Origin of the sequence: Limnohabitans sp. (genome assembly GCF_038134685.1) — a bacterium.
GTDB lineage: Bacteria > Pseudomonadota > Gammaproteobacteria > Burkholderiales > Burkholderiaceae_C > Limnohabitans_A.
Genome location: NZ_JAYPVP010000002.1, coordinates 139163 through 163882, shown reverse-complemented (window position 1 = coordinate 163882; position 24720 = coordinate 139163). Strand labels below are relative to the sequence as shown.

Below are 24720 nucleotides of genomic sequence, written 5' to 3'. Positions count from 1 at the left end.
CACGGCAGCCTTCGGTGTAGGCACGCATGGTCATGAGCATGCGGCGCACGTCCGGGTGGTGAATGATGGGGCCAGCGGCGCTCAGGCTGCCGTCCACGGGGCGGCTTTGCACGCGGTCACGGGCGTACTGCACGGCCTTCTGGTAGGCGCGCTCGGCAGTCGCAATGCCCTGCACACCCACGGCGTAGCGGGCGGCGTTCATCATGATGAACATGTACTCGAGGCCACGGTTTTCCTCGCCCACCAGGTAACCAATGGCACCACCGTGGTCACCGTACTGCAGCACGGCGGTCGGGCTGGCCTTGATGCCCATCTTGTGTTCGATGGAGACGCAGTACACATCGTTGCGATCGCCCAGCGAACCATCGTCTTTCACCATGAACTTGGGCACCACAAACAGACTGATGCCCTTCACACCTTCGGGCGCGCCCTGCACGCGGGCCAGCACCAGGTGGATGATGTTGTCGGCCATGTCGTGCTCACCGTAGGTGATGAAGATCTTGGTGCCGAACACTTTGTAGGTGCCGTCGGGCTGGGGCTCGGCGCGGGTACGCACGGCGGCCAGATCAGAGCCAGCCTGGGGCTCGGTCAGGTTCATGGTGCCGGTCCACTCGCCCGAAATCAGCTTCTCCAGGTACTTGGCTTTCATCTCGTCGGAGCCTGCAGTCAGCAGCGCTTCGATGGCGCCATCGGTCAGCATGGGGCACAGTGCAAAGCTCATGTTGGCCGAGTTGAGCATTTCGCCACAGGCGGCGCCAATGGTTTTGGGCAGGCCCTGGCCACCGTATTCAGCCGGGTGCTGCAGGCTTTGCCAGCCGCCTTCGGTGAACTGCTTGTAGGCGTCCTTGAAGCCAGGGGTGGTGGTCACCGAGGTGCCGCTGTGCGAAGACGGGTTCTTGTCGCCTTCCCAGTTGAGCGGGGCGATGACTTCGGCATTGAGCTTGCCGCACTCTTCGAGCACAGCCTGAGCGGTTTCGAGGCCGGCATCTTCGAAGCCAGGAATCTGCGCAATCTGGTCAATGCGGGCAAGATGCTCGATGTTGAACAGCATGTCCTTGAGGGGTGCGGTGTAGCTCATGAGGTTCTCCGTATGAATTTCTTTTATTGAATTTGTGAGGGCTGCAAAAAAGGCCTCGGGTAGGAGGCCTTTTTGCAGGGGTCAGCACATCACAGTGCGTTGGTCAGTTCGGGCACCGCCGCAAACAGATCGGCTTCAAGGCCGAAGTCGGCCACGCTGAAGATCGGGGCCTCCGGGTCCTTGTTGATCGCCACGATCACCTTGGAGTCCTTCATGCCAGCCAAGTGCTGGATGGCGCCGGAAATGCCACACGCCACATAAAGCTCTGGGGCAACGATCTTGCCGGTCTGGCCGACCTGCAGGTCGTTGGGCGCGTAGCCCGCATCGACCGCGGCGCGGCTGGCACCGATGGCAGCGCCCAGCTTGTCAGCCAGGGGCGTCATCACTTCGTTGAACTTCTCGGAGCTGCCCAAGGCACGACCACCGGAGACGATGATCTTGGCAGCTGTCAGCTCGGGGCGATCGCTTTTGGCGATTTCGCTGCCCACATAGCTGCTCTTGCCGTTATCGGCCTGGGCTGCGGCGGATTCCACGGCAGCAGAACCGCCAGTGGCGGCAGCAGCGTCAAAGCCAGTAGTGCGCACGGTGATGACCTTGACGGCATCGCTGCTTTGCACGGTGGCAATGGCGTTACCCGCATAGATGGGACGCTCAAAGGTGTCGGCGCTGTCGACCTTGGTGATGTCGGAGATCTGGGCCACGTCCAGCTTGGCGGCCACGCGGGGGGCCACGTTTTTGCCGCTGGCGGTGGCCGGGAACAGGATATGGCTGTAGTTGCCGGCAATGGCCAACACCTGCGCCGCAAGGTTTTCGGCCAAACCGTGCGCCAGGGCGTCGCCGTCGGCGTGAATGACTTTGGACACGCCGGCAATTTGGGCAGCCGCTTGCGCAGCAGCACCAGCGTTGTGACCCGCGACCAGCACATGCACATCGCCACCGCAAGCGGCGGCAGCAGTCACGGTGTTGAGGGTGGCGCCTTTGATGGAGGCGTTGTCGTGTTCGGCAATGACGAGAGCGGTCATGATCAGATCACCTTTGCAACGTTCTTGAGTTTGTCCACCAGGGTGGCCACATCGGGCACCTTGATACCGGCGCTGCGCTTGGCAGGCTCGGCCACTTTGAGGGTTTTGAGACGCGGCGTGACATCTACGCCCAGGTCTTCGGGCTTGAAGGTGTCGAGCTGCTTTTTCTTGGCCTTCATGATGTTGGGCAGCGTCACATAGCGCGGCTCATTCAGGCGCAGGTCGGTGGTCACCACAGCAGGCAGGCTCACCGACAGGGTTTCCAGACCACCGTCGATTTCGCGGGTCACGTTGGCTTTACCGTCAGCGACCTCAACCTTGGAAGCGAAAGTGGCTTGAGGCAAATCGGCCAGCGCGGCCAGCATCTGGCCAGTCTGGTTGGCGTCGTCGTCAATGGCTTGCTTGCCCAAAATGACCAAGCCGGGTTGCTCTTTGTCCACCAAGGCCTTGAGCAGCTTGGCCACAGCGAGGGGTTGCAGTTCTTCGGCAGTTTCGACCAGGATGGCGCGGTCTGCACCGATGGCCATGGCGGTGCGCAGGGTTTCCTGGCACTGGGCCACGCCGCAGGAGACGGCGATCACTTCGGTGGCCACGCCTTTTTCTTTCAGACGCACAGCTTCTTCAACGGCAATTTCGTCAAAGGGGTTCATGCTCATCTTGACGTTGGCGATGTCAACACCGCTGTTGTCGCTCTTGACGCGAACCTTGACGTTGTAGTCCACCACCCGCTTGACGGGAACCAGAATTTTCATGAAGTCATCTCCTGAACTGTTGAATGCTGTCCGCTGGTCAAATTGACGTTTACGTTAACGTCAATTGTGCATCAATTTTCGTGAGCGGTAAAACCACCCGCAACGTTTGGTCGACAAAAAAGCACGGTCGTGCAAATTTTACAGACCTCTGTCGACTGTCTGTTCGGAATGGTAACCCCGGGAATTCACCAACCACGCGGTCGGACTATCAGGGTTAGCATGGAGAACAGTCTGACCAGAAATGGATTAGATTATGTTTTGTAACCAATTTAACGGAGACATGCAATGCAAAAAACCCTTGTCACCACTGGCCTCGTGGGCCTTTCCTTGTGGGCTGGCCTGGCACAGGCACAAACGGTACTCACCGCTTCGAGCTGGGTTCCTCCTACTCACGGCTTGTCGGTGTCTCAAAAAGAGTGGTGCGACACCCTTGCCAGCAAAACCTCCAACCGGGTCCGTTGCAACATCCTGCCCCGTGCAGTCACCCCGCCACCCGGGACTTTTGATGCCGTCAAAAACGGACTGGTGGATATCTCCTTCACCGTGCACGGCTATACCCCAGGTCGTTTCGTGCTGACGCAAATGGCCGAACTGCCCTTCCTGGGCGACAAGGCAGAGCCCATCTCGGTCGCGTTCAACCGCGTGGCCAGCAAGCACCCTGAATTCACTGCTGAACACCAGGGCGTCAAAGTACTGTCCTACTTTACGCATGGCCCCGGGATCGTTTTCAACACCAAACGTCCGATCACCCGTGTTGAAGACCTCGCCGGTCTGAAGTTCCGCGTCGGTGGCGGCATGGTGAACGAGATTTCCAAACAGCTGGACATGAACGTCACCCTCAAGCCAGCCCCGGAGTCCTACGAGCTGCTGTCCAGCGGCGTGATGGACGGCACACTGTTCCCTGCCGAGTCCACAGACTCTTTTAAGATTGACAAGATCATCAAGCACGCCACCCAATTCCCTGGAGGTCTGTACAACACCAGCTTCGTCTTCATGATGAACCCGGCCAAGTACAACGCGCTGTCGGCTGATGACAAGAAAGTCGTGGACGAACTGTCTGGTGAATACGCCGCTCGCTTGTTCGGCAAAGCCTGGGACCGCGTCGATGCCGCTGCTCTTGCCAACATGCAGAAAAACGGTGTCAAGGTCATCCAGGCCGACAGTTCGCTGGTCAGCGGCGTCACCATCCGCGTGAACAAGCTCGAGCGTGATTGGGCGGCCGCAGCTGGCGCCAAAGGCCTGAAAAACGCTTCGTCCGTTCTGGCAGACTTCCGTGCGGAAATTGCCAAACTTCAAAAACAGTAAGTTCAATCGCTGACCACTGCAGTGGCAGCAAGGCGGCCCCGGTCAGTACGAAGGGGCCGCCTTTTCATCTTCTAGGAGTGTCCGATCTTGAAAAAATGGCTTGAAACACTGTCAGCCTTGCTGGCGGGGATTGCTCTGTTTTCGATCATGGTTCTGACGTTCCTGGATGTGGGTGGACGAAAGCTGCTTTCACATTCCATCCCTGGGTCTTTGGAATTGACTGAATTGCTGATGGTGGTGGTGATCTTCGGAGCCCTGCCTCTGGTTTCCGAGCGTGGCGAGCATGTGGTGTTCGATTCCCTTGACGGCGTCCTTCCTCAAGCCATCCGAAAGTTCCAGCAGGCCACGGTTCATGTCATTTGTGCTGTCGCATTGCTGGGACTGGGCTGGCTGATGTGGCACACCGGCAATGATTTCCTGGCCAGTGGCGAAACCACAGCTCAACTCAAAATTCTCAAGGCACCTTTCATTTACGGCATGGGCCTGTTGTGCGCCTTTACCGGACTGGTGCATCTTGGACTGATGTTCCAGCCTCAGGATCAACACGAAGGAGGCACGCTGTGACAGCTGCATTGTTGGGCTTTGGTGCCATTTTTCTGCTCGCATTGCTGCGCATACCGCTGGCTTTTGCCATGGGACTGGTCGGACTTGCAGGAATAGGCCTGACCGTGGGCTGGGCTCCTGCGTTGGCCAGCACTGCAAACGTGGTGTATGAGACGGGATTCGCCTACACCCTGTCTGTCATTCCCTTGTTCATCTTGATGGGCAATTTTGTGGCGCGTGCTGGACTTGCCCATGAGCTTTTCCATGCTGCCTACACCTTCATAGGCCACCGCCGCGGCGGTTTGGCACACGCCACGATCGCCGCTTGCGCAGGCTTTGGCGCCATCTGCGGCTCATCGATTGCCACAGCAGCCACCATGAGCAAGGTAGCCTACCCCTCCATGAAAAAGCTTGGCTACAGCGACGCCATGTCCGCTGGCGTGATCGCCGCTGGAGGTACGCTGGGCATCATGATCCCGCCGTCCACCATCATGGTGATTTACGGCATCATCACCGAAACCCATATTGGAAAATTGTTTGCAGCAGGCGTGATCCCAGGTTTGCTGACAGCGGCACTGATGATGTTTGCAGTCGTGCTGATGACATGGCATAACCCCTCTCATGCACCTGCAGGTGAAAAATTCAACTGGCACCAACGACTGGTGGCCCTGCGTGGCATCTGGGGGGTTCTGGTTCTGGTGATCGTTGTGCTCGGCGGCATCTACGGGGGGCTCTTCACCGCGACTGAAGGTGCCGGCATCGGTGCCATGGGCGCCTTCTTGTTTGCACTTGCACGCCGGACCTTGAGCTGGGCGATATTGCGCCAGGTTCTGATCGAGTCGGCACGTACCACGGCCATGCTCTTCACGCTGCTGATTGCAGCAACCATCTTTGCCAACTTTGTCAACTACACCACCATGCCCATGGATTTGCAAAGCTGGATCACCGGGCTGGGGCTGTCACCCGTCATGATTGTCGGTGCCATGATGCTGATTTACGTTCTTCTGGGTACTGTCATGGAAGAACTGACCATGGTCCTGCTGACCATCCCACTGTTCTTCCCGATTGTGGTGCAGTTGGGCTTCGATCCCGTCTGGTTCGGTGTCCTGATCGTGATGGTGATTCAAATCGGACTGGTATCACCCCCTGTAGGCATGAACCTGTTCGTCCTGAACACACTACTGCCCAATGTAGGATTGACCACCATCTACCGTGGGGTCTGGCCGTTGGTGCTGGTGCTTGTCCTCACACTGGGAATTTTGCTGTTTTTCCCGAGCATCAGCCTGTGGCTGCCCTCCATGATGGATTGAGCACGCCGTTCAGGGCGTGCACTTCACTTGTTTGATGCGCGCGTCACGGGGGCGGGCGTGTGAATGACACGCTGTGGATACGGAATTTCAATGCCCCGTGAACGCAGACTGCTCAAAATCGCGCGGTTGATATCGGACTTGAGGTTGAGCTGTCCGTTTTCAGGATCCTCGATCCAGTAGATCACCGTGAACTCCAGGCCGTCAGCACCAAAAGCTGACAAAGCCACCGATGGGGCTGGATCAGCCAGTACCCTGGCTTGATCAACACAGGCCTGCCTGAGCAGATCCATCACCTCCTCCACCGGACTGTCGTAAGCCACAGAAACCACGGTGGACTGCCAGACTTTAGGATCCGTTAAAGACAGGTTCTCGACCCGCTGGGTGATCAGCAATTCATTGGGAACGATGGATTCCCTTCCCGTCGGAGACCGAATCACGGTATAGCGTGCCTTGATGTCCGTGATGCGTCCCTCGAAGTTGTCCACTTTGACGCTGTCACCAATGCGCATGCTGCGCTCGGCAAGGATCACAAACCCGCTGACATAGTTGGCTGCGAGTTTCTGCAAGCCAAAACCAATCCCCACGCCAATGGCACCGCCCAACACCGACAGGGCCGTCAAGTCGATGCCCACCATCGACAAGGCCATCAGCACACCGATGAACATCAACAATGCGCGAACGGTATTGCTGATGACTTTACGCAAGGACAAATCACTGCCCGTCGCTGACTTGAGCAAACGGCTTTCAATCGCCGATGAAATCCACAAGGCCACAATCAAAACAGCGCCAGCGGTCAAACTTCCCTCGATCAGCGTGCGCACTGACAAGGTACTGCCCCCCACCTTCCAGCGGATCTGGTCCAGCTCTTCGAGCAGCAAGGGCAACACACCTGTGACCCACAAGACAACAGCTACCCAGGCTCCCCACGAGATGGTGCGCTCGAGCGCGCGCACCATGGGCGTAGCGCCCAAGGCTACCTGCATGACCTTGACCCCCAGTCGAATGGCTGCCAAGGAAATGCACACCGGCAGCAAAACTGCAAACAAGGCGCCCTGGTGCTGACGCGTCAAGACAATGCTGGCTGCATAGGTTGTAGCCAGCAACAGCGCTGGAAACAACACCCCATCTACCAGCCTCTGGCCCAACAGAATATTGAAGTCTCCGCTTCTGAGCGTTCGACGCAGCGCCCAGACCAGGCCCCAGGAGATCCCAATACACAGGGCAAAAGTGCCCATCACTGATAAAGCATCCGTCTGCGTAAGCGCATCCATCCAGGCCAAGGGTTCTGACATTTTCGAGGTGCTCTCGCTACTCATGGTTTCCAAAAATCCTTACACATCTGCCAAGGTTCGCACATGGGCTTCCACACTGCGAGACAAGGCGCTGAGGTTGTACCCTCCCTCCAGGCAGCTGACCACGCGGCCTTTGGCACATTGCCTGGCGACATCCATGATGCGGCGGGTGATCCAGACATAGTCTTGCTCCACCAAGCCAAGCTGTCCCATATCGTCTTCCCGGTGCGCATCAAAACCGGCACTGATGAAAATCAGCTCAGGTGCGTACTCCAGCAAACGCGGGACCCAAACGGTATCCACCATTTCACGAATATCCATGCCCTTGGTGTAGGCTGGCACTGGCACGTTCAGCAAGTTGGAGGCATCGGAGGTAGACCCCCCTTCCGGATAGAACGGATGCTGGTAAAAGCTGACCATCAGGATACGCTCGTCACCGGCCACGATGTCTTCGGTGCCGTTGCCGTGATGCACATCGAAGTCAATGATGGCCACACGTTTGAGACCGTGACGCTCGACCGCATGCTTGGCGGCAATCGCCACATTGTTGAAAAAGCAAAACCCCATGGCCTTGTCACGGCAAGCATGGTGGCCAGGCGGACGGGTGGCGCAAAACGCGTTTTCATATTCCCCCGCCAACACGGCATCGGTCGCCGCAATTGCAGCGCCAGCAGACAACAAGGCCGCTTGAAAAGTGAATTCATTGATGGATGTGTCCGGGTCCAGCTGAGCATGCTCGGGGCCGCCAGCCGCCATGTCTTCCTTGAGCACATCGGTCAAGCCGCGCAAAGCTGCAATGTGCATACGGGTGTGCGCCAACTCCAGGTCGGCCAGCGCAGCGGGAGCAGGTTCCAGTCGTTGCAAAGCCATGTCCACACCCGTGATCAGCAACCGGTCTTCAATGGCGCTCAGGCGCTGGGGGCATTCCGGATGACCCGGCCCCATATCGTGCTTGAAACAAGTGGGATGCGCGTAATAGGCAGTGTGCCCCATGATGACATCTTTCCAAGAGTGCAGCCACAGACGTGACATGAGCTTAGCATGATGGCGACAACGCACTGGCAACTGTAAACTGCCCATATGCAAGTCCGTCCAGCCTTCAAGTTCATCTTCAGTGTAGCCCTGCTGGCTTTTGCCAGCTTGAGCCCAGTCAATCCGGTATGGGCCAAGGTTGAAACCAGCAAACCTCTACACAAAAAATCCAGCAAGGCCCACAAGTCAAAACACGGACAGGGCCAGACGGCCCGTACGGCAGTGGCTCCCACCTACGAAAAACGCGAGGACGCATTCCAATGGGGCCAGGAATTGGTCGCCCGGCAAAACCTTCCAGAGGCTTGGGTGCGAGGTGCCCTAGCCGATGCGCGCATGCTGCCCAATGTGGCCCGCCTGGTTACCCCTTCGGTCAAGCCAACTGCCAAAAACTGGAACACGTATCGCGAGCGCTTCATCGAACCCCGTCGCATTGCTGCTGGCCTTGCATTTTGGCAAGAACACGCCGCCGATCTTGCCCGTGCCGAGCATACTTATGGCGTACCCGCTCGCATCATCGTGGGCATTCTGGGCGTGGAGACCCTCTACGGACAACACACCGGAAATTTCCGAATCCTCGACGCTTTGGCCACCCTGGCTTTTGACTTTCCCCAGGCACACCCTCGTGCGCAGGAACGTCAAGCTTTTTTCAAGCAAGAGCTGGAACACTTTCTGCTCATGACCCACCAGAACCGGGCCGACCCACGTGGTCTCAAGGGCAGCTATGCCGGAGCCATGGGTTTGCCGCAGTTCATGCCCTCGAGCTGGCGGCGCTACGCCGTAGATTTTGATGGGGATGGTCGCATCGATTTGTGGAACAGCACGGCAGACGCGATTGGATCGGTGGCCAACTACTTTCGCGCTTTCGACTGGCAGGTGGGACAGCCTACAACCTTTGGTGTACAGATCAACAGCAGCCCGGAACAGTTGGAGAAGCTGCTGCTTCCCGACATCTTGCCCACCTTCAATGCCCAGAGCATGCAATCACTCGGGCTGCTGCTGCCACCAGAGGCCACGCAATACCCGGGGAAATTGGCCCTGATCGAGCTGCGCAATGGCGAAGATGCTCCCAGTTTCGTGCTGGGCACCGAGAACTTCTATGTCGTCACCCGCTACAACTGGAGCAGCTACTACGCGATGGCGGTGATCGAGTTGGGGCAAGCGGTTGAGCGTGAACGCATGGCCACCTTCACGGCCAAAGCCCCTTAACCCCACCCCATTTCAGCCACCATGCGCGGCGAGAGCCTTAGCCACTTCGTGCTGCCCCTGCTCCGACCCTGAGCCCGGCACCAGATCGCCCACGCGGTTGCACACCGCTTCGAGCTGGCGCAACAACTGCTCGGGCACATCGTCGCCCACGCCCAAATGCACGCCCTGGGTCAGGGTGATGTTGGCCACCTCGAAGCTGCCAGCCCCCGCACACAAAATGGTGCGATTGGGCGCCTGCTCACAAGCCATGACCAGCATGGCGGGCACCACAGCTTCGGGTTGCAGGGCGCGCAACACCGCTTCAGGCATCAGGCCTTCGGTCATGCGGGTGGCTGCCGTAGGAGCCAATCCATTGACGCGAATATCGTATTTCTGCCCTTCCAGTGACAAGGTCTGCACCAGTCCGGCCAGCGCCATCTTGGCTGCCCCGTAATTGGCCTGGCCAAAATTGCCATACAAACCTGTGGATGAGGTGGTCATGACAATGCGGCCATAGCGTTGCGCCTGCATGATGGGCCACACGGCCTTGGTGCAATGCACCGCGCCCATGACATGGACGTCCATGACCAGACGAAAATCATCGATCTCCATCTTGGCGAAACTCTTGTCGCGCAAGATGCCCGCGTTGTTGACCAGAATGTCCACGCGACCCCAGGCATCCATCACCTGCTGCACCATGGCTTGCACCGCAGCAAAGTCGGTGACCGATGCGCCGTTGACCAGAGCTTGGCCACCCGCAGCGCGGATTTCATCCACCACTTTTTGCGCGGCGGAAACCGAACCGCCTTCGCCGTGCACATCGCCTCCCAAATCATTGACCAGCACTTTGGCACCACGCTTGGCCAGTGCCAGCGCATGTTGGCGCCCCAGCCCACCCCCTGCACCCGTCACGATGGCCACTCGGCCGTTGAAATCAATCGTCATTTTGTTTTCCTTCCTTGGGCATTGACGCCCAAACGACAAAGCGCAATCTCTGAGTCGTGGCATCATGACTGCAATATATACAAAAGACTGTCTCATGGAGCTCAACTCAGAAATCGTGACCACCCCGCCACGCGATGCATCCACCGTGGTTCTGCTGCGCGACAGTGCTCAAGGTCTGCAAGTCTTGATGATGCAGCGCCACAGCGCCTCTCAGGTGCTCGGTGGTGTGCATGTATTTCCAGGCGGAAAGCTCGACGATGACGACATGTCTCCACTTGTATTGAAATGGCTGAAGGAAGACAACGCTCAGCTCCATCGTCTGCTGCAAGAACCCGGGCTGGATCAGCAACGCGCTGCAGGCTTGTATGTCGCCGCCTTGCGCGAACTACACGAAGAAGCCGGCATTTTGCTGGGCAGCGCGGTTGCCAGCACCCCCCCTTCAGAACCCTGGCATCAAGTCGTGAGCAGCTTGGGTCACCAGCTGCAAGCCACACTGTTGACTCCGTGGTCACGCTGGATCACCCCCAAACAACCCTCGGTCACCAACAAACGCTTTGATACCCGGTTTTTCCTGGCGCACGCCGAGCCACAGCAAGAGGGCCGTCACGACAACCACGAGGCCACCGAAATCCGTTGGCTCAGCCCGGACGAAGCGCTGCGCGCCTACTGGGATCGCCAAATTGAACTGGCCCCACCCCAAATCATGAGTCTTGCGCATCTGCGTCAATACACCCAAGCCGAACAAGCTCTGGCCGATGCACGACAGCGACCCCCGGCCCTGGTTGAACCGGAGGCGCATGACATCCATGGTGAACGCATGATCTGCTATCCCGGCGACCCGATGCACAGCGTGCGTACCGCCGCGTTTTCTGGTCCGACTCGTCTGTACTTTCGCAACAAACGCTTTGAGCCCGAGGGAGGTCTGGCGGCCTTGATGATGTAAGGCCTCAGACCAGCGTCAACACGCCCGGCGAATCGGGAGACATTGCCGGCAACTGCGCATCCAGCCAAGCCTCCAGCTCGCGCGCATCGCGCAGCAAACGCAGCTCGTCAAACGCAGCTTGTCCCTGCGGATACGCTTTGCGCAAATAGTTGAGCCACTGCTTGAGACGACCAGCACGGTGGCGCGCCTCCACATGCGCGCACATGCGCGGCCACCAGACTTGAGCCAACACCCGAAGAACCGCAGACCATGGCAATGCTTGTCCGGGCAGGTGAATCCTGCCGCTGGCATCGTGCTGTTTCAAAGCCAAGGCCAGCCCTGGATCGGTGACCATGCCGCGTCCGATCATCACGTCCTGCACGCCGGTAACAGCACGGCAACGCAGCGCATCGGCCACACTCCAGATCTCACCGTTAGCCACCAAGGGTAACTTCACCACTTGGCGAATGTCGGCAATCCTGTCCCAGTACGCCGGTGGTTTGTAACCGTGCACCTTGGTGCGGGCATGCACGACCAGCTCACTGGCACCCGCCGCCTCGATGGCACGCGCGCAATCTTCAGCCAGCGCGTCATCCTCATAGCCCAACCGCATCTTGGCCGACACCGGCACATGCTCAGCCACCGTGCGACGTACCTCGCTGACGATACGGTGCACCAAGTCAGGCTCCTGAAGCAACACGGCTCCACCGCGATGTCGGTTCACCGTTTTGGCTGGACAACCAAAATTCAGGTCAATCCCGTGCGGTCCCAGCTGCGCCAATGCCGCCGCGTTGTCGGCCAGGCACGCCGGATCGGAGCCCAGCAGTTGCGCACGCACAGGCACCCCAGCCGCTGTGCGCCCGCCATTGAGCAATTCGGGCATGACCCGAACAAAAGCACGCTTGGGCAAAACGCTGTCCGTCACGCGGATGAACTCGGTCACGCACATGTCGACCCCGCCAAAACGGGTCAAGGCATCGCGCAGGCTGTGATCGAGCAAACCCTCCATCGGCGCAAGCCAAACCCGCCCCGCAGCCGACCGCTGGGCAATGGGTGTGGTGGTGTGGGGTGTATTGCGCATGACCAGTATTTGAAACAGGCCACATTTTCGCTGTTTCACGGCACCTCAGAAACAAGGCGCTGATCGGTTATCTTTGGGTGATGCTCCAGACCTTGTTTCGTCAAACCCTGCCTCTGTGGATCGTCCTGCTCTGCGCGTCAGCAGTCCCCGCAGCACCCATCAGCACACCCGAGAACATGGCTGAACGCGTGCGTGCCTGTACCGCCTGCCATGGTGAACAAGGCCGTGCCGCTCCAGATGGTTACTACCCGCGACTGGCCGGTAAGCCTGCAGGTTATCTGTATCACCAGCTTCTCAATTTCGCTGAAGGGCGCCGTCGTTATGGGTCGATGGCCCAGTTGGTGCAACCTTTGTCCGATGACTATTTGCTGCGTATGGCTCAGCATTTTGCATCGCTGGACATACCGTACCCCGCCCCCAGCCGCGAAGCCCCTCGTATCAGCCCACAGGACCTGGAGCGTGGACGTCAACTGGCTGTACATGGCAATCCCGCACGCCAACTGCCCGCCTGCACTGCGTGTCACGGCGCGGCCCTGATGGGCACCGAGCCCAATGTGCCAGCCCTCCTTGGGCTGCCTCTGGACTATCTGACCGCACAGTTGGGCGCCTGGCAAACCGGCGAACGCCGCGCACACGCTCCTGACTGCATGGCAGCCATCGTGCGACGCATGACTCCCGGCGACATCATTTCCGTGGCCAGCTGGTTATCCATGCAACCCGTTCCTGCAGCCGCTCACGCCCGCACTCTGCAGCAAGGCCTGGTGCTGGACGACTCTTTGCGCTGCGGCAGTGCACCAGAGCTGAACCCTCAACCCCACAAGAAAGGCCAACCATGAAAAAATGGCCTTTGTGGATACGCGTACCGCTGCAGGTCAGTGCAGCCTTGTGGCTGCTCATGGCCGCGTGGGTGCTTTGGGACAATTGGGGACGACAAGCGCCAACGCCCTCCACAGCTGAAACACTTGCAACAACGCATACTGACCAGCAACAGATCGAACGAGGCCAATACCTGGCTCGCGCCGGCAACTGCATCGCTTGCCATTCGGTGCGCGGTCAACCCCTGATGAGCGGTGCCCGTGCCATCGACACACCTTTCGGCACGGTTTACAGCAGTAACCTCACCCCTGACCCCGAAACCGGCCTGGGTGGCTGGTCTGCACAGGATTTTTGGGTCGCACTGCAGTTGGGACGAACACCCACTGGCCGTTTACTGGTTCCTGTCTTTCCCTACAACCACACTCGCCTGATCAGCCGCAGCGACAGCGATGCTTTGTGGCAATGGCTGCAAAGCCTGCCACCGGCGCACCAAGCCCAGCCCGCCCACACTTTGCGCTGGCCTTTGGGAACGCAAGCAGCGCTGGCCGTTTGGCGCAGTCTGTACTTTGATGCAAGCACCAAGGTCGATGCACCGCCTGAGGCCCCCACAGCCATGCAGCGCGGCGCCTACCTGGTTGAAGCCCTGGGCCATTGCGCAGCCTGTCACGGCCAACGCGATTTGCTGGGCGGGTTTCCTGATGTGCAAGACCTCTATGGCGCAGCCATGCCGACACAAGGCTGGTACGCCCCCGACCTGCTCAGCGATGCGCAAACAGGCATCCTGAGCATGGACACCACCCAATGGCTACGCCGCCTGCAAACCGGTTACCACGATCGCAGCGTGGCCTCTGGCCCCATGGCAGAGGTCGTGCAACACAGCCTGCAGTACCTTAGTGAAGCTGATGCACAAGCCATGTTGGTTTACCTGCAAAACCGTGCACGCCAGCAAACGCAAATCCACAACGCACCTGCACCTGCGCCACGCTGGAGTGTGCTGGACATCGGCCAGGACATTTACAAAAACCAATGTGCCCAATGCCATGGCAAGCAAGGTGAGGGAATGCCACAAGCCTACCCATCACTGGCGGGCAGTCTGGCTATTCAACAAAGCGACCCGACCAATTTGGTGTTGTCTGTTTTACAAGGCGGCTATGGCCCTTCCACCCAACTGCGCCCATCACCTTACGGTATGCCACCTTTCAAGCTGACCTTGGACGACAGGCAAATTGCTGCCGTGCTCAGCTACGTGCGCTCACAATGGGGCAACCAGGCCAGCGAAGTCACGCCCTTGCAAGTGAACCGCATTCGCGCCAGCACGGACCATTGACGCATGTCAGGCGCCTTTAACGTCATCTACGAAGACGAGCACCTTTTGGTGCTCGACAAACCTTCAGGTCTGCTCAGCATTCCTGGTCGCGGTCCAGACAAGCAGGACTGCCTGCTCGCCCGGGTGCAAGCCGCGCACCCCGAGACCCTGCTGGTGCACAGACTGGACATGGCCACCTCGGGCTTGCTCATCATGGCGCGCAGCCCGCAGGTGCAAAAACAGCTGGGGCAGTGTTTTGAAAAGCGCGGCATCCTTAAACACTATCAAGCCGTGGTGTTGGGAAACATGGGCTCTGAAGGCGATACAGGCTTGATTGACTTGCCAGTGCGCATTGACTGGCTCAACCGCCCGCGCAGCATCATTTGCCACCAAAACGGCAAACCCAGCCAGACCCGATGGACCAGCCTGGGCGCTGGTCCTTGGCCTGGAACCACACGCCTGCTGCTGGAGCCTCATACTGGCCGCACCCACCAACTGCGAGTGCATACCTTGGCACTCGGACACGCGATCGTCGGCGATCCTTTGTATGCACCTGAAGATGCCCCCGTGACTTCTACACGCTTGCTGCTGCACGCGTGGCAGCTCCAGCTGCCGCATCCTGTCACCGGAATCGCCATGCACTGGCAAGCGCCCATGCCCTTTTGAAATGGCTATGAACCTGGGTTTGCCACCCTGTTCAAAGACGAAGTCTCGCGTTAGCATGTATGGATGAAGCCTCATCTGTACGTGCTCACAGGTGCTTCGCGTGGCCTGGGCTTAGCCATGGCTCAGCAACTGATGCAACCCGGCAACAGTCTGCTGTGCATTTCCCGTCACGCCAATGCTTTGCTGGCACAAACGGCTGCGCAAGCCGACATCCCCCTCACGCAGTGGACACACGATCTCATCGACGGCGAAGCCTTGAGTCGCCGCCTGCAGGACTGGTTGGCACTGCAAGGTCCCGAGACCTTTAGCTCGGCCACTCTCATCAACAACGCGGGCATGATCCCGGCCATCACGCCGCTGGGCAATGCCCACCCCGCAGACCTGTCACGCGCCATGCGCGTGGGGCTGGAAGCGCCGATGCAAATCACAGCTGCGTTCCTTCATGTGACCCACCACTGGTCCGTTCCCTTGAAAGTGCTCAACATTTCTTCCGGGCTGGGGCGCAGACCCATGGCTTCTCAGTCGGCTTACTGCGCAGCCAAAGCAGGGCTGGATCATTTCACACGTTGCCTGGCTCTTGACGAAGCCCAGCGGGAACACGGTGCACGCGTGTGCGCGCTGGCACCGGGCGTGGTGGACACCGACATGCAAGTTGAGTTGCGCAGCGCCAGCACCGAACAATTCCCCGACCAGCCTCGTTTTGAAAAACTCAAAACACAGGGCCTGCTCACCTCCAGTCAAGAGGCTGCTCGTCAGGTCCTCGCATACCTGGCCCGCCCCGATTACGGCAGCCAGAGCGTAGCCGACGTTCGCGATCCAGACCAATAAACCCTACTGTCAGTTGCTTGTAGCTTTTGAGCTGGACACTGATGTTTCTTACATTTTTCAATACAACCGGAGACATATCCCATGAGCCGTGAAGTCGTCGTCGTCAGCGCAGTTCGTACAGCTATTGGCACCTATGGTGGCAGCCTCAAAGACACCCCTCCTACCGAACTGGCCGCACTGGTTGTCCGCGAAGCCCTGGCTCGTGCCAGCACGGATGGCAAGGATGTCGGCCATGTTGTGTTTGGTCATGTGGTCAACACCGAGCCCAAGGACATGTACCTGTCTCGCGTTGCGGCCATCAACGGTGGTTGCGCCCAAAGCACGCCCGCGTTCAACGTTAATCGTCTGTGCGGCTCGGGTCTGCAGGCCATTGTCAGCGCCAGCCAGGCCATTGCCCTGGGTGACTGCGATGTTGCTATCGGCGGTGGCGCTGAAAACATGAGCCGTGCACCGTATGCCAGCCTGACCAGCCGCTGGGGCGCCCGCATGGGCGATACCAAGATGGTGGACATGATGGTTGGTGCCCTGCACGACCCCTTCCACAACATTCACATGGGCGTGACCGCCGAAAACGTGGCTGCTCAGTTCGGCATCAGCCGTGAGATGCAAGATGCGCTAGCCCTTGAAAGTCACACTCGCGCCGAGCGGGCCACAGCAGAGGGTCGTTTCAAAGACCAGATCGTGCCTGTGATGCTCAAGAGCAAAAAAGGTGATGTAGCCTACGCCACCGACGAACACTTCCGCACCGGTGCCAAGCTCGAAGACTTCTCCAAGCTCAAGCCCGTGTTCGTCAAGGAAAACGGCACCGTAACAGCAGGCAACGCTTCGGGCATCAACGATGCAGCTGCCGCAGTGGTATTGATGGATGCCGCCGCTGCCAAGGCTCGTGGCCTGGCCCCCATGGCCCGCCTGGTGGGTTATGCACACACGGGGCTGGATCCCAAGATCATGGGCGTCGGTCCCATCAGCGCTACACAAGCCGTGCTCAAGCGTACGGGCCTGAGCGTGAACGATCTGGATGTGATTGAAGCCAACGAGGCCTTCGCGGCGCAAGCCTGCGCTGTGAGCAAAGAGCTTGGCCTGGACCCCGCCAAGGTCAACCCCAATGGCTCGGGCATTTCGCTCGGTCACCCCATTGGTGCCACTGGCGCACTGATCACTGTAAAAGCCCTTTATGAGCTGCAACGCATCAAAGGCCGCTACGCGCTGGTGACGATGTGTATTGGTGGCGGCCAGGGCATTGCCGCCATCTTCGAGCGCATGTAAGCATCTCGCGCTCAATCTGTAAGCCCGCTCTCTCAACAGAGCGGGCTTTTTGATGGCTTTTCAGATTTGTGGGTCATCCAAAAACCGCTGCGCGCGCAAGGTGATGACCAAAGTATCCCGCGTCCCCGCCTCCCCACCTGAGGGTTGAATGGGAGTGGACTCATGAATCACGCGCGTATCGTCCAGCAACAGCACTGACCAGGGCTCGGTCAAAGTAAAGCGCTGGCCTTGAGGACCTTTCACATCAAACACACGGGTTTCACCGCCTTTGATGCCTTGGCGCCCCACCATGAACACGGCCACCAGGTCCACACCGTCACGATGAGCGCCCTCAGGCGTGGGGCGACCAATGCCATCGGTCGTGTCAATGCGAAACTGGTGCGCTTCGGCAAACCAGGGCTGAGGGCTGCGCAGGCCCGAAGTCACCTGCCCCAGCCAGACCAGCAAATGGGACCAGAATGCCTGTTGAAGCCATTGAGTCTTCATCGGATCAAACCAGCGCTGCATTCCTCCGTGCAGCGCGTTGTAGGACAAGGGCTGCCAATGCGCACGATGCGGCATCAACTGGCACTGCTGTCCATCGATGCGCAAGCTGGCATGACGACGGCGTCGATAGCGACCACCGTCCTTGAGGTATTGATCGGGTGGCAAATCGGCCCAATCGTGCGCAAACGCTTGCAAATCAGACAACGCCACTCCCGACAACGAACAGACATCATGGGCCGAGAGGACCGCAAAACCGTGTGTACGCAACTGCTCCTGCAACTGAGTCGCAGGCGTCAAAGGAGGGGCGAGCATTTGTTCTGGCATGGCGGTTGAGGACGCGTGGGGAGACAGACTTGCAAGCATACCCGCTGACAAGGCGAGAACAGAAATAGGGGCATGATCGAGATCAAGCAGCCATCGAGCATCGGGCGTATGCTGACCCACATTGCTCAATTGTTCACCCCGGCTGTCATGATGTCCACTCCCCTATGGTCGCTTTTGGCGTTGGCACTGAGTTTGTTGACAGCACTTTGGGTACGACCCTGGCGCCAGCTGCGCAACCCGCATATTTGGACGCCTGTGCTGGCCAGCCTGGTCTTTCTTCCCTGGTTCTGGGCCCTTCCGCGTCTGCACGCCATGCCTTTGCAACTTCAACTGACAGGCTCGGTGCTGGTGACTCTGATGCTCGGGTGGCCGATGGCTGTATGGGTTCTGCTTTGCATCGCCTGGATTTCCAGCTGGATCGCCCCTACTGCCGAAGGCGTTTGGCTTGAACAATGGTTTGAACTGGCCTGGCTACCCAGCAGCCTGGCCTTGCTGCTGGGAGCTGCCTTGCGTCGTTACGCTCCACCCCATCCCTTCATTTTTATTCTGGGACGAGGTTTTCTGGGAGCGGCACTGTGCATCTTCGCCGCGCGAGGCCTGACTGTTTTGCTCGATGACACCCCCAGCACAGTCGACCCAGGTCTGTCCTTGGTGGCGCAGTGGCTCATGGCCTGGGGTGATGCTTTTCTCACCGGACTGTTAACCGCCGTTTTTGTCGCCTTCAAGCCTGAATGGTTAGCGACTTGGTCTGACCAGCTGTACTTGCACAAATCCACCAGGGACTGAGCTTTCTCGGCACTCATTTCTGCTTTGCCGGCCCTGATTTAATAAGCATACTTACCATGTTGACAGGGATTGATAAGTACAGTTATTATTCAACACATCTCGCAATCCAGATACCCGCCTCACACAACGGAGAGACAACATGCAGTTCTACAAAGACGGTTTTCGCGGCGGAAACCCCGACATCAAACCTGCGGCACCCAATCGACGTAACCGTGGCGTCAACGAGCCGCTGCCGGAAAAAGTCGACGTTCTCATCTCGGGCACAGGTCCAGCCGGTTTGTGCTTGGCTGCACAGTTGTCGCAGTTCCCCGAGATCGAAACCCTGATCGTGGAACGGATGCCAGCCAACATCATCAAGGGCAAGGCGGACGGCATCAACACGCGGACAATGGAAATGTTCCAGGCCTTCGGTTTTGCCGATAAGGTCAAGCGCGAAACCTATTGGGTCAACCAGACCGCGTTCTGGATGCCTGACCCCAAGAACCCACAGCACATTCGACGTGCAGGTCGCGTGCAAGACGTGGCCGATGACAGTTCGGAAATGCCACACATCCTGATCAATCAGGCACGTTTGCACGAGCTATTCCTGGAGGTGATGAAGAACTCCCCTTCGCGCCTGGAGCCTGACTACGGCTGGGAAGTCGAGAGCCTGACCATTGATCCGGATGCCACCGAATACCCCGTCATCGTGACGCTCAAGGACGCAACTGGCATCAACTGGTGGGCCACACGTACTGTGCGCGCCAACTATGTGGTGGGTTGCGATGGCGCCCACTCCAAGGTACGCAAATCCATTGGTGGTGAACTGCATGGAGACGCAGCCCACCAGGCCTGGGGCGTGATGGACATTCTGGCCAACACCGATTTTCCGGATGTGCGCCAGAAGTGTTTGATTTCTTCGGCCAACGAAGGCAATGTGCTGATTTTGCCCCGCGAAGGTGGATACGTGTTCCGCATGTATGTGGAGCTGGACAAACTCAATGTGGGCGAAAAAGCGGCGCAGCGCAAGCTGACTCAACACGACATGATTGCAGCGGCTAACCGCATCATCAAACCCTACACCATCGATGTAAAAGAAGTGGTCTGGTGGTCCATCTACGACATTGGCCACAGCATCACCGACAAGTTTGACGACATTGGCGAAAACGGCAGCGGTAACCCCCGCGTGTTCACCGCAGGCGATGCCTGCCACACCCACTCGCCCAAGGCCGGCCAGGGTATGAATGTGTCCATGCAAGACACCTTTAACCTCGGTTGGAAGCTGGTACACGTGCTGCAAGGCCGTGCCGATCCGAGCCTGCTGCGCAGCTACTCCAAAGAACGCTTAACCGAAGCCAAGCGCCTGGTCGAAACCGACCACGAATGGGCACGCATCATGTCCGCCCCCACCACCCAAGCCGAGCGTGATGGTACCGAAGAGCCGCGCATCATTCGTCAATTCAAAGCCAACCTCGAATTCACAGGCGGCACCGCCGTCAAATACGACCATTCTTACTTGTTTGCCGCCTCTGCCTATCAGGCCTTGGCCAAAGGCGAAGAAATTGGCCGACGCTTTCACTCCGCTCCAGTGGTGCGTGTGTCCGACGCCAAGCAAATGCAGCTCGGCCACGCCGCAGAGGCCGATGCACGCTGGCGCATTTACGCCTTCGCTGGTGCGGGCGATCTGGGACAACCAGACGCGCCCATGGCCCAGCTGGCCGACTGGCTGGAAAAGCACCCCGACTCTCCCGTGGTCAAACACACACGCACGGGCGAGGACATTGACGCCATCATCGACGTACGCGCAGTGTTCCAACCCACCTTTGACCAGCTGGCCTACGAAAAAATGCCTTCACTGCTCAAGCCTCATACCGGGAAACTGGGATTGCAGGACCACGAAAAAATCTTTTGCGTGGACCACAAAGGCTTGGGCGACATTTACGACATGCGCGGCATCGATCGTCAGCAAGGCTGCATGATCGTGGTGCGCCCCGACCAGTATGTTGCGCATGTTCTACCCTTGAACGCTACTGCCGAGTTGTCGACGTTCTTCACTGGGGTACTGCGATAATTCGGGCTACCTCATGGCCAGAATATGCACGCCGGCACTGAAATCAACCAACAACGCCACTCCCAAATCGAAGACCTCCTGGCTCTGGTGGCCGGGTGCATCTTGATGGCGCTGTCGGTCACGTTTTACCGCCATGCGGGTTTGCTCACCGGAGGAACCACAGGACTGGCCTTTATTGCCCACTACGTCAGCAACTGGCCGTTAGGAGCTATTCTTTTTGTCGTCAACCTGCCGTTTTACGTGTTCTCCTGGCTGGCGATGGGCAAGACATTTACCCTCAAGACATTTGCAGCCGTACTGGGCTTTTCAGTCATGACCGAGTACATGCCTTCGCTATTGCGACTGGAATACATGCATGCCACTTACGCTGCCATCGCAGCAGGTTTTCTGGCTGGCACTGGCATTCTGATCTTCATCCGACATGGTGCCAGCTTGGGCGGCATTGGCGTGATGGCCCTTTACCTGCAAAAGCGCAAGGGCTGGCGGGCGGGTCATATCCAGATGGCCTGCGATGCCGTCATTTTGCTGTCGGGTATCACGGTCATCCCGCTCAAGGCAATGGCGCTGTCTTTACTCAGCGCGCTGGCCCTGAACCTGGTGATCGCGATGAACCATCGACAAGGCCGATATTTCGGATGCTGATCAACCCACAAAGACTCCATGAGTGAAAAATTGTCCCCACCTGCGCAGCCCAAAAATCCGCTGCACGGCCTGACACTTGAAGCAATGGTGAAGGCACTTGAGAGCTACTACGGCTGGGAAGATCTGGGACAGCGAATTCCCATACGATGCTTTACCCATGATCCAAGCGTCAATTCCAGTCTGAAGTTCTTGCGAAAAACGCCGTGGGCACGCGAGAAAGTCGAAGGCCTTTACCTGTACATGGAGCGAGAAAAACGTCGTATGCGGTGACGGCACCTTTTTGCTGCACCGCAACATGCAAAACCGACCAAGCACCACAAAAATCGGGAAAGTACTGATTCTTGGAAGCTATCCGAGGATCAAGATAAACGATCCAACCACTCCCAGAGCCAGCCATGTATGCACGAGTCAGTACGATTCAAATCGACCCTGCCAAATTAGCCGAGATGAAGGCGGCCATGCCTTCAGCTGGCGCGAAACTCAAACAAATTCCCGGCATCTTGGAGTGCATCACGTGTTGGGATGACTCCGGGAAAGGAACAGTTTTCGCGGTGTATGAAAGCCAAGCTGCCGCAGATGCATCAGCTGAGAGCATCCGGTCTGTCTGGGGCGGGTTGATGAGCAACTTAATGGCTCCGCCGTCTGTTTTTGGCGCCAACAACGTAACGAACTTGTTGCGGTAAAAATTCAATCTTTACTCACCGACAAAACATGCGGGTACTCAATCATGTCATCAAGTTTGCATTACTGATTTCTTGTTGCCTGAGTGCTACAACGCATGCTGCGAGCACAACGGAGTCGTATCCGTTGAACGATAGAAAATTCGGCACCAAATCAATCCCGGTAGAGCTGACCTTTCCAGAAGCTGGTTCTGCACCCTATCCATTAATCATCTATCAGCACGGTAGTAGCCGTGATGGCTATACCTTTGATGGTGGTGTCGGGACCACGGATGAGCATGGGACACGTCTCAAGAAAGCCGCTCTGGCCAAAGGATTTGCATTTGCTGCGCTGGATGCGTTCTATGACAAAGGGCTTTCGCCAAGCGATAAAACCCAATTCCCCAAAGCAGAGCAATACGCTGCGCAATTAAGGGGGCTGTTACTACGCAAGTACCCCCAACTCGATGCAGCAAACACTTTCTACAGTGGATTCAGTTATGGCGGAGATGCCGTCATGAACCAACTCTACTCCCCAAAGAGCCCAGCGTGGACCGCTTTGGTTGCTGCAGAACCTGCGTGCAATGTGGTAGCCAAACCTCAACCACTTCGCTACCCCGTCCTGATTTTGAAGGGCACGCAAAGTCACTATTACCCCATCGCTTGCGAATTGGTGACGAAACGACATCAAGAAATTGGCAATCCCGTCAGACTATCCATGATTGAAGGCGCAAACCATTACTTCAGCTTGAACGGGAAAATTGTCACGAATGGCATTGCCTTCAATGGTTGTGCAAAAAACCCAATCTTCATCGATACGGTTTCCTTCCAAATTGCACACTATGACGGTACTGTTTTGACACGGGATGATCTTCAAAAGTGTTTCACCAAAGAGGGGGGATCAGGTCAAAGTCGTGAGCGACTTGACCAAGCGATTGCTCAAAGCATCGCATTCTTCGAAGAGAACAAGAAGCCTACCTCAACCAAGCAGCCCGCTTTGCTCGAGAGTAAAACAGTTGTTGCAATTGAAGCTGCGGACTGTCGTGGTTCGACCTTAAGAAAGCCCAGCGTCTCAGGCATGGAGGTTGATGGTGACTTATCCGGCTTTGACCCATGCCATCCCAGTGTTGAGTTAAACATGCCCGCTGGGAGGAAAGACGCCCCGCTGATCATCGCAGTGCACGGAGGTGGGGGTAGGCATGATGCTCAGTCGATCACCAATGCATTTGCCAAAGAAGGTTATTCAACGCTCATCTTCGACGCCTACCGACACAACGGTGTTCCGCCAAGGTTAAGTAATGCGGCGCGTCAAAAGATGATCTACAGGATCGCAAAGCAAGCCTATGAATGGGTACTGGAGCAAAAGTACATTTCGCCCAATACGATCTATCTGTATGGCATCTCCAATGGCGCATCAGTTGTCTTAAACCTCGCCACAGTGGTCGATCCGCAACGAGTTAAAGGAGTCATCTCGGAAGCACCCACTCCCGTTGGTATCGGATATCCATGGAGCATTCGTGTTCCAACGCTGATTGTTTTCGGGAACGAAGATGATCTCGGCGCCCCTATTGGTCAACGTCGTTGGATGATTTCCAGTCCATGCCGATTTGCAAGCGTATCGCCAGATGCCCCGAAAGGCACCACAGAAGAATGCAGCGTAGAGAACCCATCCGGCAGGATGCTGTCCACCATGGAGTGGCTCGAAAAAGTCAGAAGGGAAGATGGCGCCACCATAGATGTTGAGTTCTTCGATGGCGTCGCACATGGTGCATTTCTCGGTGAACTACGCAAAGAGACTTTTAGTCAGTACAGCGCTCGAGGAGGACTCCTGCAAAACACCTCAACACTAGACTTTGGTTGGAGTCAGGGCGCCACCGAGGAAGGTCGACAAAAAGTGTTCACCAAGATGGTTGAATTTTTACGCAGCCATTGACGGTTTCATCCCAACATCTCTAACAAGAAATGGCATGCACGTTCTTGTGATGGGGAAGATCATGGCGATGGTCAAATTGCTACCAAATCTGCTACCAACTCGAAAATCACTCTACGGACCCCAGAAAGAAAAAAGCCTTCTAAATCAGTGACTTAGAAGGCTTTTTATCTTTTGGCGGAGTGGACGGGACTCGAACCCGCGACCCCCGGCGTGACAGGCCGGTATTCTAACCAACTGAACTACCACTCCTGGTAGATAGCTTTGCTACAACTTGCGTTGCAGCCAAGTGCTACAAACTTGGCGACCCTACGGGGATTCGAACCCCGGTACTCACCGTGAAAGGGTGATGTCCTAGGCCTCTAGACGATAGGGTCAAAACCTGGACTGTTTCTTGCGAAACGTTCGACACATTTGGTGGAGGTAAACGGGATCGAACCGATGACCTCTTGCATGCCATGCAAGCGCTCTCCCAGCTGAGCTATACCCCCATT

24 protein-coding genes and 3 tRNA genes are annotated in these 24720 nt (G+C 57.6%); 16 read left to right on the top strand and 11 right to left on the bottom strand.

The genetic code is table 11. From position 1 onward, the window contains the following. The 3 genes from AAFM15_RS01805 to AAFM15_RS01795 all read right to left on the bottom strand — a co-directional run. Positions 1–1078: acyl-CoA dehydrogenase family protein (locus tag AAFM15_RS01805; protein WP_341684987.1), on the bottom strand; the 1078-nt coding region annotated here is incomplete at its 3' end. An 89-nt stretch (positions 1079–1167) separates the two neighbouring features. Continuing rightward, positions 1168–2100 carry an FAD-binding protein gene (locus tag AAFM15_RS01800; RefSeq protein WP_341684986.1) on the bottom strand — a complete coding sequence of 311 codons (933 nt, stop codon included), beginning with the start codon at positions 2098–2100 and terminating at the stop codon, positions 1168–1170. A 2-nt stretch (positions 2101–2102) separates the two neighbouring features. Then, positions 2103–2852: an electron transfer flavoprotein subunit beta/FixA family protein gene (locus AAFM15_RS01795; RefSeq protein WP_341684985.1), complete on the bottom strand. Its 750-nt coding sequence runs from the start codon at positions 2850–2852 to the stop codon at positions 2103–2105. 285 nt (positions 2853–3137) lie between these two features. Here AAFM15_RS01795 and AAFM15_RS01790 point away from each other — a divergent pair, with 285 nt between their 5' ends. From AAFM15_RS01790 to AAFM15_RS01780, 3 genes are all read left to right on the top strand, one after another. After that, the gene (locus AAFM15_RS01790) at positions 3138–4157 is read left to right on the top strand and encodes a TRAP transporter substrate-binding protein (RefSeq protein ID WP_341684984.1); all 1020 of its coding nucleotides are present in this window, start codon (positions 3138–3140) and stop codon (positions 4155–4157) included. A gap of 87 nt (positions 4158–4244) precedes the next feature. Continuing rightward, positions 4245–4721, top strand: coding sequence for a TRAP transporter small permease (locus tag AAFM15_RS01785; RefSeq protein WP_341684983.1), 477 nt, complete (start codon positions 4245–4247; stop codon positions 4719–4721). Next, a complete protein-coding gene (locus tag AAFM15_RS01780) occupies positions 4718–6010 on the top strand; it encodes a TRAP transporter large permease (RefSeq protein WP_341684982.1) in 1293 nt (430 codons plus the stop codon). The genes AAFM15_RS01785 and AAFM15_RS01780 overlap by 4 nt, the downstream gene beginning before the upstream one ends. Positions 6011–6033: 23 nt before the next feature. Here AAFM15_RS01780 and AAFM15_RS01775 read toward each other — a convergent pair whose 3' ends face one another. Together AAFM15_RS01775 and AAFM15_RS01770 are read right to left on the bottom strand one after the other, a co-directional pair. Continuing rightward, positions 6034–7302 (bottom strand): mechanosensitive ion channel domain-containing protein, encoded by a 1269-nt coding sequence (locus AAFM15_RS01775; RefSeq protein WP_341684981.1) that lies wholly within the window; start codon positions 7300–7302, stop codon positions 6034–6036. Between the two features lie 39 nt (positions 7303–7341). After that, the gene (locus tag AAFM15_RS01770) at positions 7342–8295 is read right to left on the bottom strand and encodes a histone deacetylase family protein (protein ID WP_341684980.1); all 954 of its coding nucleotides are present in this window, start codon (positions 8293–8295) and stop codon (positions 7342–7344) included. Between the two features lie 87 nt (positions 8296–8382). On the opposite strand from AAFM15_RS01770, the gene mltB reads away from it, so the two are divergent. Then, on the top strand, positions 8383–9540 hold the full coding sequence (mltB, locus tag AAFM15_RS01765; RefSeq protein ID WP_341684979.1) for a lytic murein transglycosylase B: 1158 nt from the start codon (positions 8383–8385) through the stop codon (positions 9538–9540). A gap of 12 nt (positions 9541–9552) precedes the next feature. Here the strand turns inward: mltB and AAFM15_RS01760 are convergent, their stop codons facing one another. Continuing rightward, positions 9553–10464 (bottom strand): SDR family NAD(P)-dependent oxidoreductase, encoded by a 912-nt coding sequence (locus AAFM15_RS01760; protein ID WP_341684978.1) that lies wholly within the window; start codon positions 10462–10464, stop codon positions 9553–9555. A gap of 94 nt (positions 10465–10558) precedes the next feature. Between AAFM15_RS01760 and AAFM15_RS01755 the strand changes: the two genes are divergently transcribed. Continuing rightward, positions 10559–11407, top strand: a complete 849-nt coding sequence (locus AAFM15_RS01755; protein WP_341684977.1) for an NUDIX domain-containing protein — start codon at positions 10559–10561, stop codon at positions 11405–11407. A gap of 4 nt (positions 11408–11411) precedes the next feature. Here the strand turns inward: AAFM15_RS01755 and AAFM15_RS01750 are convergent, their stop codons facing one another. After that, a complete protein-coding gene (locus tag AAFM15_RS01750) occupies positions 11412–12395 on the bottom strand; it encodes a tRNA dihydrouridine synthase (RefSeq protein WP_371833065.1) in 984 nt (327 codons plus the stop codon). A 152-nt stretch (positions 12396–12547) separates the two neighbouring features. On the opposite strand from AAFM15_RS01750, the gene AAFM15_RS01745 reads away from it, so the two are divergent. The 5 genes from AAFM15_RS01745 to bktB all read left to right on the top strand — a co-directional run bounded on the left by AAFM15_RS01745 (position 12548) and on the right by bktB (position 17349). Then, positions 12548–13303, top strand: coding sequence for a cytochrome C (locus AAFM15_RS01745; RefSeq protein WP_341684975.1), 756 nt, complete (start codon positions 12548–12550; stop codon positions 13301–13303). Further along, positions 13300–14610, top strand: a complete 1311-nt coding sequence (locus AAFM15_RS01740; RefSeq protein ID WP_341684974.1) for a c-type cytochrome — start codon at positions 13300–13302, stop codon at positions 14608–14610. The genes AAFM15_RS01745 and AAFM15_RS01740 overlap by 4 nt, the downstream gene beginning before the upstream one ends. 3 nt (positions 14611–14613) lie before the next feature. Further along, a complete protein-coding gene (locus tag AAFM15_RS01735) occupies positions 14614–15255 on the top strand; it encodes an RluA family pseudouridine synthase (RefSeq protein WP_341684973.1) in 642 nt (213 codons plus the stop codon). A 63-nt stretch (positions 15256–15318) separates the two neighbouring features. Continuing rightward, positions 15319–16083: an SDR family NAD(P)-dependent oxidoreductase gene (locus tag AAFM15_RS01730; protein ID WP_341684972.1), complete on the top strand. Its 765-nt coding sequence runs from the start codon at positions 15319–15321 to the stop codon at positions 16081–16083. 81 nt (positions 16084–16164) lie between these two features. Further along, positions 16165–17349 (top strand): beta-ketothiolase BktB, encoded by a 1185-nt coding sequence (gene bktB, locus AAFM15_RS01725; protein WP_341684971.1) that lies wholly within the window; start codon positions 16165–16167, stop codon positions 17347–17349. 60 nt (positions 17350–17409) lie between these two features. On the opposite strand, the gene AAFM15_RS01720 is transcribed toward bktB, so the two are convergent. Further along, a complete protein-coding gene (locus AAFM15_RS01720) occupies positions 17410–18159 on the bottom strand; it encodes a 2OG-Fe dioxygenase family protein (RefSeq protein WP_371833064.1) in 750 nt (249 codons plus the stop codon). 150 nt (positions 18160–18309) lie between these two features. On the opposite strand from AAFM15_RS01720, the gene AAFM15_RS01715 reads away from it, so the two are divergent. From AAFM15_RS01715 to AAFM15_RS01690, 6 genes are all read left to right on the top strand, one after another. Further along, a complete protein-coding gene (locus AAFM15_RS01715) occupies positions 18310–18945 on the top strand; it encodes a hypothetical protein (protein WP_341684992.1) in 636 nt (211 codons plus the stop codon). A gap of 139 nt (positions 18946–19084) precedes the next feature. After that, the gene (locus AAFM15_RS01710) at positions 19085–20995 is read left to right on the top strand and encodes an FAD-dependent monooxygenase (protein ID WP_341684969.1); all 1911 of its coding nucleotides are present in this window, start codon (positions 19085–19087) and stop codon (positions 20993–20995) included. A 24-nt stretch (positions 20996–21019) separates the two neighbouring features. Beyond that, on the top strand, positions 21020–21637 hold the full coding sequence (locus AAFM15_RS01705; protein WP_341684968.1) for a YitT family protein: 618 nt from the start codon (positions 21020–21022) through the stop codon (positions 21635–21637). A gap of 18 nt (positions 21638–21655) precedes the next feature. Next, positions 21656–21907, top strand: coding sequence for a VF530 family protein (locus AAFM15_RS01700; protein WP_341684967.1), 252 nt, complete (start codon positions 21656–21658; stop codon positions 21905–21907). A gap of 125 nt (positions 21908–22032) precedes the next feature. Further along, positions 22033–22320 (top strand): hypothetical protein, encoded by a 288-nt coding sequence (locus tag AAFM15_RS01695; protein WP_341684966.1) that lies wholly within the window; start codon positions 22033–22035, stop codon positions 22318–22320. A gap of 124 nt (positions 22321–22444) precedes the next feature. Beyond that, positions 22445–24229: a hypothetical protein gene (locus tag AAFM15_RS01690; protein WP_341684965.1), complete on the top strand. Its 1785-nt coding sequence runs from the start codon at positions 22445–22447 to the stop codon at positions 24227–24229. A gap of 172 nt (positions 24230–24401) precedes the next feature. Here the strand turns inward: AAFM15_RS01690 and AAFM15_RS01685 are convergent. The 3 genes from AAFM15_RS01685 to AAFM15_RS01675 all read right to left on the bottom strand — a co-directional run bounded on the left by AAFM15_RS01685 (position 24402) and on the right by AAFM15_RS01675 (position 24717). Then, positions 24402–24478 (bottom strand) — tRNA-Asp (locus tag AAFM15_RS01685). Positions 24479–24527: 49 nt separating this feature from the next. Next, positions 24528–24603 (bottom strand) — tRNA-Glu (locus AAFM15_RS01680). A gap of 38 nt (positions 24604–24641) precedes the next feature. Beyond that, positions 24642–24717: transfer RNA gene (locus AAFM15_RS01675), tRNA-Ala, on the bottom strand. Positions 24718–24720 lie beyond the last annotated feature (3 nt).

What these genes read in the sequence shown, in the direction of transcription:
- AAFM15_RS01750 (WP_371833065.1), bottom strand. Translation starts at nt 12,395, where the DNA reads ATGGAGGGTTTGCTCGATCACAGCCTGCGCGATGCCTTGACCCGTTTT.
- AAFM15_RS01695 (WP_341684966.1), top strand. Translation starts at nt 22,033, where the DNA reads ATGTATGCACGAGTCAGTACGATTCAAATCGACCCTGCCAAATTAGCC.
- AAFM15_RS01775 (WP_341684981.1), bottom strand. Translation starts at nt 7,302, where the DNA reads ATGTCAGAACCCTTGGCCTGGATGGATGCGCTTACGCAGACGGATGCT.
- AAFM15_RS01790 (WP_341684984.1), top strand. Translation starts at nt 3,138, where the DNA reads ATGCAAAAAACCCTTGTCACCACTGGCCTCGTGGGCCTTTCCTTGTGG.
- bktB (WP_341684971.1), top strand. Translation starts at nt 16,165, where the DNA reads ATGAGCCGTGAAGTCGTCGTCGTCAGCGCAGTTCGTACAGCTATTGGC.
- AAFM15_RS01705 (WP_341684968.1), top strand. Translation starts at nt 21,020, where the DNA reads ATGCACGCCGGCACTGAAATCAACCAACAACGCCACTCCCAAATCGAA.
- AAFM15_RS01770 (WP_341684980.1), bottom strand. Translation starts at nt 8,295, where the DNA reads ATGGGGCACACTGCCTATTACGCGCATCCCACTTGTTTCAAGCACGAT.
- AAFM15_RS01730 (WP_341684972.1), top strand. Translation starts at nt 15,319, where the DNA reads ATGAAGCCTCATCTGTACGTGCTCACAGGTGCTTCGCGTGGCCTGGGC.
- AAFM15_RS01720 (WP_371833064.1), bottom strand. Translation starts at nt 18,159, where the DNA reads ATGCCAGAACAAATGCTCGCCCCTCCTTTGACGCCTGCGACTCAGTTG.
- AAFM15_RS01760 (WP_341684978.1), bottom strand. Translation starts at nt 10,464, where the DNA reads ATGACGATTGATTTCAACGGCCGAGTGGCCATCGTGACGGGTGCAGGG.
- AAFM15_RS01795 (WP_341684985.1), bottom strand. Translation starts at nt 2,852, where the DNA reads ATGAAAATTCTGGTTCCCGTCAAGCGGGTGGTGGACTACAACGTCAAG.
- AAFM15_RS01755 (WP_341684977.1), top strand. Translation starts at nt 10,559, where the DNA reads ATGGAGCTCAACTCAGAAATCGTGACCACCCCGCCACGCGATGCATCC.
- AAFM15_RS01740 (WP_341684974.1), top strand. Translation starts at nt 13,300, where the DNA reads ATGAAAAAATGGCCTTTGTGGATACGCGTACCGCTGCAGGTCAGTGCA.
- AAFM15_RS01710 (WP_341684969.1), top strand. Translation starts at nt 19,085, where the DNA reads ATGCAGTTCTACAAAGACGGTTTTCGCGGCGGAAACCCCGACATCAAA.
- AAFM15_RS01735 (WP_341684973.1), top strand. Translation starts at nt 14,614, where the DNA reads ATGTCAGGCGCCTTTAACGTCATCTACGAAGACGAGCACCTTTTGGTG.
- AAFM15_RS01800 (WP_341684986.1), bottom strand. Translation starts at nt 2,100, where the DNA reads ATGACCGCTCTCGTCATTGCCGAACACGACAACGCCTCCATCAAAGGC.
- AAFM15_RS01715 (WP_341684992.1), top strand. Translation starts at nt 18,310, where the DNA reads ATGTCCACTCCCCTATGGTCGCTTTTGGCGTTGGCACTGAGTTTGTTG.
- AAFM15_RS01700 (WP_341684967.1), top strand. Translation starts at nt 21,656, where the DNA reads ATGAGTGAAAAATTGTCCCCACCTGCGCAGCCCAAAAATCCGCTGCAC.
- mltB (WP_341684979.1), top strand. Translation starts at nt 8,383, where the DNA reads ATGCAAGTCCGTCCAGCCTTCAAGTTCATCTTCAGTGTAGCCCTGCTG.
- AAFM15_RS01745 (WP_341684975.1), top strand. Translation starts at nt 12,548, where the DNA reads ATGCTCCAGACCTTGTTTCGTCAAACCCTGCCTCTGTGGATCGTCCTG.